This is a genomic window from Cohnella sp. (assembly GCF_041641335.1).
Taxonomy (GTDB): domain Bacteria; phylum Bacillota; class Bacilli; order Paenibacillales; family Paenibacillaceae; genus Cohnella.
This window is the reverse complement of the sequence record NZ_JBEPYQ010000011.1, coordinates 29,534-45,282: the sequence shown is the minus strand read 5'-3', so window position 1 is coordinate 45,282 and position 15,749 is coordinate 29,534. Positions and strand designations below refer to the sequence as shown.

The window sequence follows — 15,749 nt, the reverse complement described above, 5'->3', positions numbered from 1 at the left end:
ATTTTCTCGGTTCTGGTAAAATAGGAATAGCTGCATGCTTTGCCGCCCCGTACCCGCGCGAATCGGTTCGCGAAATGTCGGATGGGCGGTCTCGGCATCTGATACGTTTAAGAAGGAAGGAGGCGCAGGGCATGAACTTGCTGGAAAGCATGAACGCTGCGTTGGGCTATATCGAGGATCATCTGGCGGATGACATCGACTTCCGCGAAGTGTCGAGACGGGCGCATTGCTCGGAGTATCATTTCAAGAGAATGTTCTCTTTTCTGGCGGGGCTGCCTCTGTCGGAATACATCCGCCGCAGAAGGTTGACCCAGGCGGGCCTGGAGCTGACCCGAAGCCAGGACAGAGTGCTGGACATCGCGGTGAAGTACGGATACAGCTCGGCGGACGCGTTCGCCAGAGCGTTCCAGGCCGTTCACGGCGTAACGCCGTCCGAGGCGAGACAGAGCGGCCAAGCGCTGAGGGCTTATCCTCGCCTGACCTTCCAATTAACCGTAAAAGGAGGAGAGGCTATGCAATACCGGATCGTGGAAAAAGAGGCGTTCCGCATCGTGGGCGCGATGAAGAGGGTGCCGATTGTGTTCGAGGGGGTGAATCCGGAGATCGCGGCGATGGCGCAAAGTCTGGGCATGGAGACGATCGAGGAGCTGAAGCGGATTTCCAACGTGGAGCCGCGCGGCCTGATCAGCGCTTCAGTGAATTTCTCCGAAGGGAGAATGGAGGAGCAGGGAGAGCTGGATCATTATCTCGGAGCGGCCACGACGGAGAACGGGCCGGATCATCTGGCGAAGCTGGAGGTGCCGGCCTCGACGTGGGCGGTGTTCGAGTCCGTCGGGCCTTATCCGTCGGCGCTTCAGAACGTGTGGGGCCGCATCTATTCCGAGTGGTTCCCGTCGTCGAGCTACGAGCTCGCGCCCGGCCCGGAAATGCTGTGGAACGAAGGGAAGGACACTTCTTCGCCGACCTACCGGAGCGAAATCTGGATTCCGGTCAAGCTGCGATAGTCGGCTGGCAAGTTCGTGGCCTCATGATGCGCAGGGAGTTCAAGCGTCTGCTCGACCAGTACGGCTTCGCACCTGCTTGCGGGAGGGCGAAGCCGTCTTTTCCGTTCTTTTGTCGCTATCCCGTCCGGTCAGGTTGTTTGCACCGTATTCTGAAGATGTACGCAGCGTCTTTTCCACTCTTTTGCCGGTATCCCGTTCGGTCAGGTTGGTCGTATGCTTCCTGCGAGATTGGCCATGACCTATTTATCCTCCATTTCTCTGTATCCCAAAAGCTCAGAAATCTGAATTAGCGTTTAGCGATAGGCTATCCCATTTCGGGAGCGACGCGAACTGACGTGAGGGGATAGCGGCAAAAGGAGCGAAAAAGCGATAGGACAGGTATGGCGTGAACTGAACGGAGGGGATACCGACAAAAGGGATGAAAGATAGGTGCGATGCTGAGGGAGGACTGACGGAAGGGGATAGTGTGAAAAGGGAGAAAGTTGACGAGAGGACTGCCTTTGTTCCTCGTCGCATTGCCGTTCGCCGAATAAGCCCGCCCGGAGGCTAAGTCACGGTTTTCCGGTAAGGATTGACAAATGGGGTTGTTTGTACTTAAATTAGAGTAATTACTCTAATTTCGGCGGTGAGAGCGGATTGAACGCCAAGGAACGAATCTTGCAAGCGGCGACGGCTTTGTTCAACGAGCAGGGCACGGGCAAGGTTTCGACGAATCATATTGCCGCCGCGGCCCATATGAGCCCGGGAAATCTGTATTACCACTACAAAAACAAAGAGGAGATCATCGAAGCGATTCTCGACCGGATGTATGCGGAGTGGGACCCGGTATGGACGCTGCCGGACGAGCCCGTCAGAGTGACGGAAAAGACGCTGCGCGAACGGCTGCTGAGAAACTTCGAAATTTTGTGGGAATACCGCTTCTTCTATCGGGAAGCCGTTGCGCTGCTGCTGGTGGACGAGCGGCTGAAGCGGAAACACGTTCGGATGACGGAGAGTCGGATGCAGGATCAGGAGCGGTTCGCGCACCGGTTTGTCGTGGACGGCGTCCTGCGGTTTCCAGAAGGTTCCGCGGACGTGCGCAAGCTGATTACGGCGTGCTGGATCGTGGCGAACAACTGGCTGGCCTTTCTGGAGATGAACGGGGAGGCAGTGGATGCTCGGAGTTTCGGGGAGGGTCTGGAGCTGATCTGGGCGATTTTAAGGCCGTATTTGACAGAGGGGGAGACGGGTTAATGGCGATGATGTCGCGAAGAAGCTTTCTGAAGGGCGCAGCCGCAGCCGCTGCATTGATATCCGTAGGGGGCGTCACGCACGCCGTGAAGCAGGGGGCATTCTCCACCGGAAACGGGCCGGCGTACGAGCCTTGGCAGACGTGGACGGACGTTAAGGAAGGAGACAAGCCGCTGCTGCGCATCGTTCAAGCGTCCGTGCTGGCGGCGAACGCGCATAACACGCAGCCCTGGCTGTATCGCATTGAGGACCGCTCCATCGATTTGTTCGCGGACATCTCCCGGAATATCGGAACGATCGACCCTTGGTTCAGGGAAATGTACATCAGTCATGGCTGCGCTGTCGAGAATGCCGAGTTGGCCGCACGGGCATACGGATATCGGCCGGACATTACGCTGTATCCGGGCGGTCTTGAGCGGATTCATGTCGCAAGATTATCGCTTGAAGCAGGAACGGAGTCGCCCTCCGAGCTGTACCGGGCGATCGGCAATCGCCATACGAATCGCGCGGCGTACGACTCGGCGAAGCCGGTCGAGGCTTCCGTTCTGCGCGAGATGGAGAGATTGGCCGATTCTCTTGGGGATGTGCGGGTCGTATGGTTTGCCGACGGCGCGGGCAGGCAAGAGATGGGCAAGCTGATCGTCGGCGCTACGGAAGCGGTGGCGAACGATGCGATTCAGTCCGCGGACAGCCACCGCTGGTTTCGCAACGACTGGAGCGAAATTCAGAGGCATAAGGACGGTCCGACTATGGACGCGACGGGCAACTCGGCCTTTACCCGCTTTATCGGCAAGCTGTTCCCCGTATCCGAGCAAACGTCCAACGAATATTGGCTGAAAGCGACGAAGAATACTTACGTCGCTACGGCGCCCGTCTTCGGCACGATCGCGATCAAGGATCAGACGGATCGCGTGCAGTTGATGCAGGCGGGCAGACTGTGGCAGCGGATGCATCTGTGGGCAGTGGCAAACGGTCTGGCCGCGCAGCCGTTGAACCAGCCGCACGAGCGACGGGACCGCGAGCTTCAGCTCGGCATCGAACCGGTATTCGGCGGGGAGCTGGCGCGCCTTGTGAACATGCCCGGATACGAGGGAGTATTCACTTTCCGGCTCGGCTATCCGACCAGTCCGGCGCTGCCAAGTCCGCGCCGTTCTGCGGAAGAAGTGGTTTTGGGCGCCTCGAAGCCGACTCCGAAAGACTAAGCCGGCTTGTCTACAAACAGGGTGCCAACCCCGGGACGATTTGATACAATGGAGCTATCTTCGCGAAAGGAGGAAAGCTCAACCGTGGATCAGGAACTGAAAGCGATGCTGGAGTCGATCCAAGACGAACTGAAATCCGTCAAGGAAAACCAGGAAACGTTCTCGCGCGAGGTCAATCTCCGATTTGACAGCGTGGATAACAGGCTCAATGTCGTTGACAACAGGCTTAACGGTATGGATGACAGGTTTGACGTCATGGACAACCGATTTAACGCCATGGATGACAGGTTTGACGTCATGGACAACCGATTTAACGCCATGGACGACAGGTTTAACGCTGTGGATGCCAGGTTTAACGTTATGGACGGCAAGCTGGATGGAATTAAAAATCAGTTGGACCGGATCGAAGCCGAGTCGAACGACGATGTCGTCGCCTTATTGGAATCGATCAGCGGCAAGATCGAGACGCTCGCCACCAAGGAAGACATCGAATATTTGGCAGGGCGGCTTGGCAGAACGGAACTGGAGATCGATCGGCTCAAGCGCGCGAAGTAAGGACAAGTTCATGCGGTTTGCAATTGGAAAGCTTCTTCTGTCAGTCCTCCTTATAACCCGCCGGTTTTATGCGCAATACATCCAATCTGAACAAGGACCAATGAGATAACTCCCGCCAATCCGACCCCCAATTAAGGGAGAATATAATAAAAACGGCCGCTGCTCGCCGAAGCCGTCCCTTGGAGGACGCGATTCGACGAGAAGCAGCCGTTTTTTTTGAAAATTAGCCTTCGAGAAGCAGAGTTTCCGGATCTTCGAGCATTGCCTTGATTTTGACGAGGAACTGCACGGCTTCCGCGCCGTCGACGATTCGGTGGTCGTAGGAGAGCGCGATATACATCATCGGGCGATTCTCCATACGCTCTGCATCGATGGCGACCGGACGCAGCTGGATCTTGTGCATGCCGAGAATGCCGACTTGAGGCGCGTTCAGAATCGGCGTGGACATCAGCGAGCCGAAAATGCCGCCGTTCGTAATCGTGAACGTTCCGCCTTGCAGCTCGGACAGCTCAAGCGTATTGTTGCGCGCTTTGCCGGCCAGCTCGACGATGGAGCGTTCGATCTCGGCGAAGCTGAGACGGTCTGCGTCGCGCACGACCGGAACGACGAGCCCTTCCTTCGCGGATACAGCGATGCCGATATCGTAGTATTTCTTCTCGATGATATCTTCGCCGTTGATTTCCGCGTTCAACAGCGGGAAAGCTTTAAGCGCGCCGACGACCGCCTTCGTGAAGAAGGACATGAAGCCGAGACCGACGTCGTATTTTTCTTTAAAAGAGTCTTTGCGGCGCTTACGGATTTCGAGAATCGCGCTCATGTCGACTTCATTAAACGTCGTCAGCATGGCTGCCGTCTGCTGCGCTTCGACCAGACGCTTGGCGATGGTCAAGCGGCGGCGGGACATGCGCTTGCGCACTTCCGGCTTGTTCGCGTTCGAAGTCGGCTTGTCGACCGCTGCCGGAGCTGCCGGAGCAGCCTTTGGAGCCGGAGCCGTTCCCGCCGATGCGACGTCGCTGGCGTGAATGCGGCCGATCGGATCGCGCGCAGGCACGGCGTTCAGATCGATGCCCTTCTCGCGAGCCAGCTTTCGGGCTGCCGGCGTAGCCAGCGTCGAGCCGCCGTCGTTGGACGAAGCGGCCGCGGCAGGAGCGGCTGCCGAAGCCGGAGTCGGCGCCGATGCCGGGGCATCGGCTTGCGCAGGGGCTGCCGGAGCTTCAGCAGGGGCCGGAGCCGCGCCCGCGGCTCCGATTCGGCCTACCGGTTCGCCGATTTTAACGGTATCGCCTTCGCCGGCGAGAATTTCGGTAATAACGCCGTCTTGGTCGGCGCTGATTTCCAAGTTGACTTTATCGGTTTCCAGCTCAAGCAGGAGGTCGCCTTGTTTGATGCTGTCCCCTACTTTGACGAGCCATTTCGAGATCGTTCCTTCCGTAATGGATTCGCCCATCGCCGGTACAAGAATGTCATGCATTGAAGTTACCTCCCGGATTTAACTGCGGATTTCGTTTTTTTCTTCTGGACCAAAGTTTGGTTAATAATGAACTGCTGCTCGAACGTATGGATTTGCTGATAGCCGCTTGCCGGGCTCGACCGCTTAGGACGGCCGTTATAGCTGACGGACACCTTCGCGACGTCGACAAGCTCGCGAATACGAGGCTCGATATAGCCCCATGCGCCCATGTTTTTCGGTTCTTCCTGAACCCACAGTACTTCGGACAGGTTCGGGAAGCGATCGAGGATCGCTTTGAGTTCCAGCTTAGGGAACGGATACAGCTGCTCGACGCGAACGATATGCAGCCAATCGCGGTTCGTATCCGGCGTCTTGGCGAGCTCTTCGGCCAAGTCGATGGCCACTTTGCCGGTGCACAGCACGATGCGCTCGACTTTGGCCGGCTGGCCGCCCAATCCGGGCTGCTCGAGCACCGTCTGGAACGTGCCCTCGCTCAGCTCGGCCGCGGACGAAGCGACGTAAGGGTTGCGGATCATGCTCTTCGGAGCCATCAGCACGAGCGGACGGGCTTGATCCGTGTTCAGGACGGAAGCTTGACGGCGCAGCAGGTGGAAATATTGCGCCGCGCTGGACAGGTACGCGACCGTCCAGTTCTCTTCGCCGGACAGCTGCAGGAAACGCTCGAGCCTTGCGCTGGAGTGCTCCGGACCTTGCCCTTCGTAGCCGTGAGGGAGCAGCATCGTCAGACCCGAACGCTGCGACCACTTGGATTGGCCGGCCGAGATGAACTGGTCGATCAGAACTTGCGCCGAGTTGGCGAAGTCGCCGAACTGCGCTTCCCAGATCACCATCGTCTCAGGCGCGAACACGTTATAGCCGTATTCCAGACCGAGCACGCCGGCTTCGGACAACGGGCTGTTATGGATCGCGAACGAAGCCTTCGCTTCCGGAATCGCATGCAGCGGGCAGAACGTATCGCCAGTCTTCGTATCGTGCAGAACGAGGTTGCGATGAGCGAAAGTCGCTCTCTCCGCGTCTTGTCCGCTCAGCCGGATCGGCGTGCCGTCGGCCAAGATCGTAGCGAACGCAAGCGTCTCGGCATGGCTCCAGTCGACCTTCTCGCCGTCGTTCAGCGCGTCCGCGCGGCGTTCGAGAATCCGCTTGAGCTTGCCGTACACGTTAAACGACTCCGGGAACTTCAGCAGTCCGGCATTGATGCTGCGCAGCTTCTCCAGCGGGACGGCCGTAACCGGCTTAGGCGCATCCAAAGAAAACTCCGGCGGATGCGACTGCCGCACCGGGCTGTTGCCTTCTCTGCCTTTGACTTCATCGTAGGCGTCTTTCAGCTTGTTTTGCACGTCGCGTTTGATCTGGTTGGCGGCTTCCTCGCTCAGCGCGCCTTCGCGAACGAGCTTGTCTGCGTACAGGCGGGCGACGTTCGGATGAGCTTTAACCTTCTTATAAATAAGAGGCTGCGTCGTTTCCGGATCGTCCGTCTCGTTGTGGCCGTAGCGGCGGTAGCCGATCAAGTCGATGACGAAGTCTTTCTTGAACAGCGTCCGGTATTCGCTGGCCATGCGCGCGGCGGCGATGACCGCTTCCGGATCGTCGGCGTTGACGTGAACGATCGGGATTTCGAAGCCTTTGGCCAAGTCGCTCGCGTAATGCGTCGAGCGGGAGTCGTGGCTCTCCGTCGTGAATCCGATCCGGTTGTTGGCGATAATATGAATCGTCCCGCCGCACGTATAGCCTTTAATATTATTGAAGTTCAGCGTCTCGGCCACGATGCCTTCGCCGATGAACGCCGCGTCTCCGTGTATAAGAATCGAAGCGGCGAGGTCGAGATTTTGCACCGGGTAACCCGGCTGCGAACGGTCTTCTTGCGCCGCGCGGGCAAAGCCGCCGACGACCGGGTTGACGTATTCCAAGTGGCTCGGATTGTTCGCCAGCGTGATGCGGGTTTCCGCCGTCTCGCCGGAAGAAATCGAGCGGTTCGCCCCGAGATGGTATTTGACGTCTCCCGTCCAGCCGTAGTTGATGCCGATCGAGCCTTCGGAGGGGATAAGGTTTTTGTTCGGAGAATGGTGAAATTCCGCGAAAACATTGCCGTAAGGCTTGCCCAGAACGTGCGCAAGCACGTTAAGGCGACCGCGGTGCGCCATTCCCATGGCGATGTGGCGGGCGCCGTCGTTCGTCAGTTCGTGTACGATCTCGTCGGTCAACGGAACGAGCGCTTCGATTCCTTCCGCCGAGAACCGTTTCTGCCCGACGAAAGTACGTTGAAGGAAATCTTCGAACTGCTCCGCTTCATATAATTTTCTAAGTAAAGATTCCTTCTCCGAAGTAAGCAGCTTGGTCGACGGAATGACCGTCTCGGCTTGCTTGTTGAGCCATTTCCGTTCCTCTTCGACGTGGACGTGGCCGAATTCGAAAGCGATAGGGCCGGTATACACTTGAAGCAGCTTCTGCACGGCTTCCCAAGCGTTGCTCAGCGGGTAAGGAGCGTCTTCCCAGACGCAATCCGGAGGAAGCTGTCTCAGATCGGCTTCGGTAAGGCCGTAAGTAGCGGGCTCGATCATCTCCGTGTTAGCTTTCGGGCTGAGTTCGAGCGGATCGATATCGGCGGCCAGGTGGCCGAACGAACGTATATTCCAAGCCAGTTGACCGGCTGCGATAGCTTTCTTGAGCAGGTTGGCGTCGAGCGAAGCCGATCCGCCGGAACCCTGCGGTGCGCTAGCCGGGTACGCCGAGGCGGCGTCAACGCGCGGAGGAGCGCCGTATTGGGCGAAGAGCTCGCGGTACTGGGGGCTTACCGCTTCCGCGTCTTGAAGATAGATGTCGTACTGCTCTTGGACGTAACCAAGATTGGGGCCGAAAAACTGCTGCCATAATTCTTGCATTTTTTCATTGTCCACTGACATTGTGCATCCCTCTGCATTCATGTTAGTCATACACGGGTGCCAATACGTAACGCGCGCACCTGTTACCATTCTAATTCATTTTTATGTTCGGAAATAGACATTATTATGCATAGGAATGATCTATAAAATAGATCGATTTACGCTATGCCTCCATAAAGATTAGGTTCCCGCACGCGGCCGGCTTCTATTCCCTGTCAACTGGATAATTGTGCAAAAATAGGACGGATGTTATAGTTAAGATAGATGAAACTCGAATCGGTATAGACCAAGGAGGAGGATTGGAATGATCTATTCCGCGACGCCCCTGAACAAAGCCGTCAATCCGGTTTCCCCTTATATGTATTCTCCATTTCACCATGCCGGATACCGTCAACCGTCCGGTATGTGGACGAGATCTTATCCTTCGCCTTACGAGGAGTTCGTTAAGAAGGCCGCGACGGGCATTGCCGACTTCCTGGAGTCGGCCCGCAAGCTTCAGTATTCGGCACAGGAGCTGGGCCGCAGGACGGACTCTCCTTTCCAAGCGAGGGAGGCGCGGATTTCCGATCCGTCGGCGATCGCGGCCCAAGCGGGGAACGGCGCATCGGTCCGGACGTATCGGGTGGAGGTTCATTCTCTGGCGTCCGCCCAGAAGAACGCCGGCACGGAGATGGAGCGCGGCGCCCAGACCGGCCTGGAAAGCGGCGTGCATCGCCTGAAGCTGTCGATCGGCGGACGGGAGGCGACGGTGACGAGCGAGATTTTGTCATCGGATACGAACGAACAGGCATTAAACAAAATACGCGACGCGATTAACGGCGCCCGAGCGGGCGTCACCGCCAAGCTTGTGACGGACGGACCTGGCGGCACGGCGAGATTGGAGCTCTCCGGCGACCGTACGGGCACGGACAACGCCTTCGCGGTGACGGACGAGAGCGGCCATGCCGCGGCATGGTCGGGCATCGCCGAAGCGACGTCCGCGGCGACGAACGCCTCGTATTCGTTGAACGGCGGCGGCGCGCAGACCTCCCAATCCAACGTCGTCGAACTGGAAAAGGGCAAAGCGACGGCCACGCTGCTGCGGACGACGAACGAGGCCGTAGCGGTCGACGTGCGCGCTGACGGGAAGAAGGCGCTGGAGCAGGCGAACAAGCTGGTCGACACCTATAATGAAACGATCGGACGATTGAAGGATGCCGCAGGTTACTTGAATCCGCTAATTCGCAAAAGCTTCGAAGAAACGGCAAGCGAGACGGCTTACGGCACGGTCGGCATTCGCCGAAACGGCGACGGAACGCTTCGGGTGGACGAGAAGGCGTTCCAGGCCAGCCTGAGCGCGGACCCCGAGCGGTCGGCGCGGACGGTCGGCGGAATCGCCAGAGCCCTGGAGAAGGAAGCTTCGCGCTTCCGGGACGTTCCGGCCAGCGCGCTGCTGAACAAGCCGATGATGGCTCTGCAGCAATTCGCCGCCTACCAGGCGACGATGGAATCCTATTTGCAAATCCCGACGACCGGACTTCTGGTCAACAGCTTCTTTTAAAAATAGGAAGGGCGCGCTACTCCCGCGAAAGGCGATTCGGGAGCTGCGCGCCCTATTCGTTATGAACGAAGCTCGGCCAGATCCATCGCCGGAACGAGCCCTTCTGCGATCGCTCGCTCCAGCAGCGTGGTCACGGCGGCGAAGCCGTCGTTGCCCAAACTGGCGGTGAACTCGTTGACGTACAGCTCGATGTGCGATTTAGCCACTTGCGGGTCCATTTCCTGCGCGTGCTCCATCACGTAGTTCTCCGAAGCTTCCGGGTGCTGCCATGCATAGGCGACGGAAGCCTGAATCCATTCGCGAATCCGCTCCAGGTCGAGCGAGCGGCGGGCGATGATCGCGCCGAGCGGGATCGGCAGGCCGGTATCGCTTTCCCACCAGTTGCCCAGGTCGACGACTTGGGACAGGCCGTAGTTCCGGTACGTGAATCGCGCTTCATGAATGACGAGCCCGGCGTCGATCCGGCCGTCGCGAACGGCGGGCATGATTTCGTGGAACGGCATGACGACGATCTCGCCGACGCCTCCCGGCACGTTGCGCGCCGCCCAGAGCCGGAACAGCAGATAAGCCGTGGAACGCTCGCTGGGGACGGCTACTCGTTTGCCGGACAGGGCCGCGGCGTCGGCAGACTCCGAGGCGTCCGAGCCGAGGCGAAGCACGAGCGGCCCGCAGCCTCTTCCTAACGCACCGCCGCACGGCACCAGTTTATATTCGGGCAACACCCACGGCAGGGCCGCGTAGGAGATTTTCATAATGTCGAGCTCGTTGGAGCTTGCGGCAAGCGTGTTCGTGATGTCAATGTCGGCGTAGGTGACTTCGAACTCCGGCGCACCGGGGACGAGGCCGTGCACGAGCGCATGAAAGACGAACGTGTCGTTGGGACAGGGCGAATAAGCGATTCTCATGAGGACAACACCTCCGTCAGATGTATGCTGGCCGCTTCCAGCGCGGCAAGGGCGTCGCCGATTCGCCAGGCGGCCCTGTCGCGCGGTCCGACCGCGTTGGAGATCGCGCGTATTTCCAGGAAGGGAATGCCGTAACGGCTCGCCGCTTCGGCGACTCCGTAGCCTTCCATCGCTTCGGCGGCCGCTCCCGGCACTCTTAGGGCCAGCGCTTCCGCGGTGGCGGCGGTGCCCGTCACCGTCGACAGCGTCAGCACGGGGCCGCAATGCACCGGAATCCCCGCGTTCCGAAGCGCTTCCGCAAGCCGCGAAGCGATTGCGGGGTCGGCTTCCAGCCGGTTCGCGCCGAAGCCGAGCTTGTCCACCCCGGCGAAGCCTTCCGGCGTCTCCGCGCCCAAGTCAGCTGCGACCGACTCGCTGGCGACGACGATCGAGCCGACCGACGCGACGCCTGGGAAGCCTCCCGCGATGCCGGCGCTGACGACGAGTCCGTATTCCGCGCCGCTTCGGGCCAGCGCCAACACCGTGCTCGCGGCCGCGGCCGCGGGTCCGACGCCGGCGACTCTTACCTCGCTGTCCGGAATTCCGCGCAGTCCTCTCAGCACCGCTTCTTTTTCCGCCTCGACGGCGGTCATGACCAATATTTTACGAGACATCTCCGTTTCCTCTCTTTCCGGCTTCACGACGATAACCGCGCATCTCTACTTAATTAAGTATAGTACTCATCCCCATAGGAGTAAAATCGACCCCGCAACGCGCAAAAAAGAGGATCGAATCCGCACCGCGATTGTTATATGATGGAGGCATGAACAAACAACTGTCGATTCTGCTCGGAACGATCCTCTTATTCCTGATCATTACCTTCATTAATATGTTCAGCTGGCTGAATCCGATGGCCGAATATCCCGAGGCGAAAGGCGGAGTGCTGGATTCGTCCCGCTGGAACTACGGCGAACGAGGGATGATTCCGCTGCGCGGAGAATGGGAGTTCTACGAGGGGATGCTGCTCGCTCCGGAAGATTTTCGCGGAGAAGGCTCCTCGCTCCTGAAGGAGCAAAGTACGTTCGTCAGCGTGCCGGGGAACTGGCAGGGAGTGCTCGGCTCGGACGCGGACGGCAGCAACGGCTACGGAGCGGGTACATACCGTCTGATCGTCCGCGTAGGCGAGCCGGATTCGTTCAGCCTGCGCGCGAAGAAGATCCGCATGTCGAGCCGGATCTTCATGAACGGGGAGGACCTGGGCGGCAATGGACGCACGGCGCTGAGCGAGGGGGAGTTCGTGCCCAGCAACTTTCCTTTCTTCGGAACCGCGCCGTCGCGGGACGGAACGGTGGAGATCATCATTCAAGTGGCCAGCTTCCGATTCATGGAAGGGGGGCTGGTGCAGGCGCCCGAATTCGGGATGACCGAGGACGTGATGAAGCGGCGGGACCAATCTCGTCTGGCGAACATGATTCTCGTGACGACGATGCTCGTGTTCGGTCTGTACTACGCCGGCATGTTCAAGCAGTGGCGCCAAGAGCGGCATCTGATGCACTTCTGTTTCTTCTGTTTGTCGACGGGCCTGTTCTTCTCGATAGACGACGAGATTCTGGCCACCGCGCTCGTGCCGGACATTCCCTTCGCTTGGCTGCAAAAGCTGATTTTCCTGTTCGCGTACCTTACGTTCGTGCTGTTCGGTCTGTACGTGTACCGCTATCTGGGGGAGAAGAACAACTCCCTGTTTCTATGGCTGTGCAAGTACGGCTTCGTATATCTGGCCATGTTCATGCTCGCTCCCAGCCGCTACCTGCTCTGGTTCTGGTGGGTGGGAATCGTGCTGCAGATCACCGCCTTCGTTCTGATTTTCTACGCGATTTTCCGCAGCCATCGCCGAAGCCCGCACGACAGCTATTACATGCTGATGGGCTGCTTTTTCCTGATCGTTACTTGGATTTACGGGCAGACCCGCTATAAGCTGGCGTTGGACAACCCGTATTTCATGATCGTTACGCCTATGCTGCTCGTGTTCTCGCAAGCGTTCCTCATGTCGGACCGGATGCAGAGCGCCTTCCGGAAGAGCGAGCGGCTGGCCGCCCAGCTCCTGCAATACGACCGTCAGAAAGACGAGTTTCTAGCCAAGACGTCCCATGAGCTGCGCACGCCCCTTCACGGAATCGTGAATTTGTCGCAGGCGCTGCTGGACGATCGGCAGTCTCCGCTGCAAGGCGAACAGCGCGAGAACATCCACATGCTGCACTTGCTCGGGCGACGGCTCTCGGGCTTGGTGCACGATATTATGGACCTGAACCGGATTCGCCATGGTCAACTGACGATACAGCCGACTTCGGTAGACGTGGCGATGTCGGTGAGGTTCGTCATCGAGACGCTCTCGATCGCTTCGGCGAACCGGGAGGTGAAGCTCGTCAACGCGCTGCCTGCTGCGCTTCCGCTCGTGAGGGCGGACGAGAACCGGCTCAGGCAGATTTTGCACAATTTGATAGAAAACGGCCTGAAAAATACGAAACAGGGTACGGTGCAGGTGACGGCGGAACGTCAGAGCGGGGAGCTGGCCGTATCCGTGACTGATACGGGGAAGGGCATTCCCGAGGAAGCGCTGGCCGGACTGTTCCAAGCCTTCGTGCAGTACGAGGACGAGGAGGGGCAAGCCGCGAATTCCGGCCTGGGACTCGGGCTGAGCATCTCCAAGCAATTGGTGGAATTACAGGGAGGGCGGTTAGAGGTCGAATCGGAGGTCGGAATCGGCTCGCGGTTCACGTTTACGCTGCCGATCGATGCCGAGTCGGAAGAAGTCGCTGCCGCCGCCGAAATGGAGGAGCACGCGTTTCCTGCGCTGGCCGGAACGACGTATCACGAGCCGGGACACAAGTTCCACGTGCTGATCGTGGACGACGAGCCTTCCAATCTGAAAATTCTGATCCACGCGGCGTCCGCGATAGGCTGCGGCTACACGGCGGTCGGCGGAGGAGCGGAAGCGCTTGCGGCGCTGCTGCGGCATCCGAAACCCGACTTGGTGCTGCTGGACTTGATGATGCCGGGCATCTCCGGCCTCGACGTATGCCGGGAAATCCGCACGCTGCACGGCCTGGCCGAGCTTCCGGTGCTGATGCTTACGGCATCGGGGCAGACGGGGGATACGGTGGCGTCGTTCGCCGCAGGAGCGAACGACATTTTGCAGAAGCCGTTCGAGCTTGCGGAGCTGAAGGCGAGAGCGCAGTCGCTGCTCGCGATGAAGAACTCTTCCGAGCAAGCCGTGCGCAGGGAGATGGATTTCCTGCAGGCGCAGATCACTCCGCATTTTCTGTACAACAGCATGAACGCGCTCGTAGGGCTCAGCTATAAAGACGTAGACAAGCTCAGGGAAACGATTCATCATCTGACGACCTATCTGCGGGCGAAGTTCACCTTCGTCTTCCAGGGAGAACGGGTGGATCTGGAGCGGGAGTTGGAGCTGGTTAAAGCGTATCTCGCCATCGAACAGCTTCGTTTCGGCGACAGGCTGCAGGTTCGTTACCGGATCGAAGAGGGAATACGATGCATGCTCCCCCCGCTTACGCTGCAGCCGATCGTGGAGAACGCCGTGCGCCACGGAATAGGACCGAAGCCCGAGGGAGGCGCTCTGGACATTATCGTAAGCCGCGGGGACGGAGGCATCGAGATCGTGGTGGAGGACGACGGCATCGGCATGGACGAGGAAACGCTGGACGCCTTGGACAAAGGCCGGACCGGAGGAGTCGGCATTCGCAACGTGAACCGGCGGCTGCAGATGCTGTACAGAGGCAAGCTGGAGTATCGCAGCCTGATCGGGCACGGCACGCAAGTCAAGCTTCATATACCGGAGGGAATCCATGTTAAGAGCGCTGCTAATAGATGACGAAGAGATCGCCCTCGACGTTCTGGAAATTTTGCTGCAGGAGATCGGAGGCGTGGAGGTCGTCGCGAAGTTCAGGATGGTGTCGGAGGCGGTGGAGCAAGCGGAGAAGCTGCAGCCGGATCTGATCTTCCTGGATATCGAGATGCCGGGAACGAACGGACTCGTGGCCGGAGAACTGCTTGGCGCGCGGTGTCCCGACGCGGAGATCGTATTCGTGACCGCTTATCACCAATACGCGCTGGAGGCGTTCGACAAGAGCGCGATCGGATACTTGCTTAAGCCCGTCGCGAAAGACCGGCTGCGCAAGACGATCGAACGGTACGAATCGCTGCGGGAGAGAGCGGCGAGAAGAGCCGCTCCGGCAAGAACGGACGCGGGCGAACCGCCGGCCGACAAGCCGGCTTCAAGGCAGAGGCTGAACTTGAAGGCGATGGGAAGCTTGGAGCTGTACGACGGAGACGGGCGGCTTGTCACGTGGCGGACCCGGAAGACGAAAGAGCTGTTCGCCTATTTGTGGAGCCACGGCGGAGAGCCGGTCTACCGTTACCATATTCTCGATCATCTCTGGCCGGAGATCGACTCCGAACGCGCCAAAGCGTTGTTCCATACGACCCTGTACAACGTGCGCAACATGCTGAGAGCGGGAGGCTTTGCGGATACGGTGGCATTCGGGGACGAGCGTTACTGGATGCACGCGGATCATGTGGACAGCGACGTGGAGCGGCTGAACGCCCTTATGCGGCGCGGAGGCGTCGAGGAAGCGGACGAGCTGTTGGCGCTCTACCGGGGAGATTACTTGGAAACCGAGCATTACGATTGGGCGGACGGCAGACGAATCGAGCTGCGGACGGCGTACATCCGCCATCTGGCCCGGCTCGCGGACGAGACGGACGGCCCTGTCCGGGAACGGCTGCTATGGAAGCTTCTCGAGCTGGACCCTTATAGAGGCAGCGTGTACGAACGATTGCTGCGGTATCTGCGCGAATCCGGGGACGATTCGTCCGTCCGGAAGCTGGAGGAATGGAAGCGGCAGTTGGAAGGCGAGCTGGCCGAAGGGGACTGACCGAAGAGAGCCGGCCGAAGGCGGCCGGC

The 15,749-nt window shown here is 59.1% G+C and carries 11 protein-coding genes; 7 read left to right on the top strand and 4 right to left on the bottom strand.

The annotated features are described in order from the left end of the window. Nucleotides 1-131: 131 nt before the first annotated feature. From ACESLM_RS05310 to ACESLM_RS05295, 4 genes are all read left to right on the top strand, one after another. On the top strand, nt 132-1,004 hold the full coding sequence (locus tag ACESLM_RS05310) for an AraC family transcriptional regulator (RefSeq protein ID WP_372630378.1): 873 nt from the start codon (nt 132-134) through the stop codon (nt 1,002-1,004). A 636-nt stretch (nt 1,005-1,640) separates the two neighbouring features. Further along, entirely contained in the window at nt 1,641-2,237 is a 597-nt protein-coding gene (locus tag ACESLM_RS05305) for a TetR/AcrR family transcriptional regulator (protein ID WP_372630376.1), read from the top strand. Continuing rightward, nucleotides 2,237-3,436, top strand: coding sequence for an Acg family FMN-binding oxidoreductase (locus ACESLM_RS05300; RefSeq protein WP_372630375.1), 1,200 nt, complete (start codon nt 2,237-2,239; stop codon nt 3,434-3,436). Before ACESLM_RS05305 ends, ACESLM_RS05300 begins: the two co-directional genes overlap by 1 nt. A gap of 84 nt (nt 3,437-3,520) precedes the next feature. Continuing rightward, a complete protein-coding gene (locus ACESLM_RS05295) occupies nt 3,521-3,991 on the top strand; it encodes a hypothetical protein (RefSeq protein WP_372630373.1) in 471 nt (156 codons plus the stop codon). A 223-nt stretch (nt 3,992-4,214) separates the two neighbouring features. Here the strand turns inward: ACESLM_RS05295 and odhB are convergent, their stop codons facing one another. Beyond that, nucleotides 4,215-5,462: a 2-oxoglutarate dehydrogenase complex dihydrolipoyllysine-residue succinyltransferase gene (gene odhB, locus ACESLM_RS05290; RefSeq protein ID WP_372630371.1), complete on the bottom strand. Its 1,248-nt coding sequence runs from the start codon at nt 5,460-5,462 to the stop codon at nt 4,215-4,217. Between the two features lie 5 nt (nt 5,463-5,467). After that, nucleotides 5,468-8,362: a 2-oxoglutarate dehydrogenase E1 component gene (locus tag ACESLM_RS05285; RefSeq protein WP_372630369.1), complete on the bottom strand. Its 2,895-nt coding sequence runs from the start codon at nt 8,360-8,362 to the stop codon at nt 5,468-5,470. A gap of 283 nt (nt 8,363-8,645) precedes the next feature. On the opposite strand from ACESLM_RS05285, the gene fliD reads away from it, so the two are divergent. Then, complete coding sequence (fliD, locus tag ACESLM_RS05280; RefSeq protein ID WP_372630367.1) at nt 8,646-9,881, top strand: flagellar filament capping protein FliD; 1,236 nt, start codon at nt 8,646-8,648, stop codon at nt 9,879-9,881. Nucleotides 9,882-9,940: 59 nt separating this feature from the next. Here fliD and ACESLM_RS05275 read toward each other — a convergent pair whose 3' ends face one another. Together ACESLM_RS05275 and ACESLM_RS05270 are read right to left on the bottom strand one after the other, a co-directional pair. Continuing rightward, nucleotides 9,941-10,786: a 1,4-dihydroxy-6-naphtoate synthase gene (locus ACESLM_RS05275; RefSeq protein ID WP_372630365.1), complete on the bottom strand. Its 846-nt coding sequence runs from the start codon at nt 10,784-10,786 to the stop codon at nt 9,941-9,943. Further along, complete coding sequence (locus ACESLM_RS05270) at nt 10,783-11,439, bottom strand: futalosine hydrolase (protein ID WP_372630364.1); 657 nt, start codon at nt 11,437-11,439, stop codon at nt 10,783-10,785. The genes ACESLM_RS05275 and ACESLM_RS05270 overlap by 4 nt, the downstream gene beginning before the upstream one ends. Nucleotides 11,440-11,588: 149 nt before the next feature. On the opposite strand from ACESLM_RS05270, the gene ACESLM_RS05265 reads away from it, so the two are divergent. Together ACESLM_RS05265 and ACESLM_RS05260 are read left to right on the top strand one after the other, a co-directional pair. After that, a complete protein-coding gene (locus ACESLM_RS05265; RefSeq protein WP_372630362.1) occupies nt 11,589-14,657 on the top strand; it encodes an ATP-binding protein in 3,069 nt (1,022 codons plus the stop codon). Then, on the top strand, nt 14,632-15,720 hold the full coding sequence (locus ACESLM_RS05260; protein WP_372630360.1) for a response regulator: 1,089 nt from the start codon (nt 14,632-14,634) through the stop codon (nt 15,718-15,720). Before ACESLM_RS05265 ends, ACESLM_RS05260 begins: the two co-directional genes overlap by 26 nt. Nucleotides 15,721-15,749: the final 29 nt, after the last annotated feature.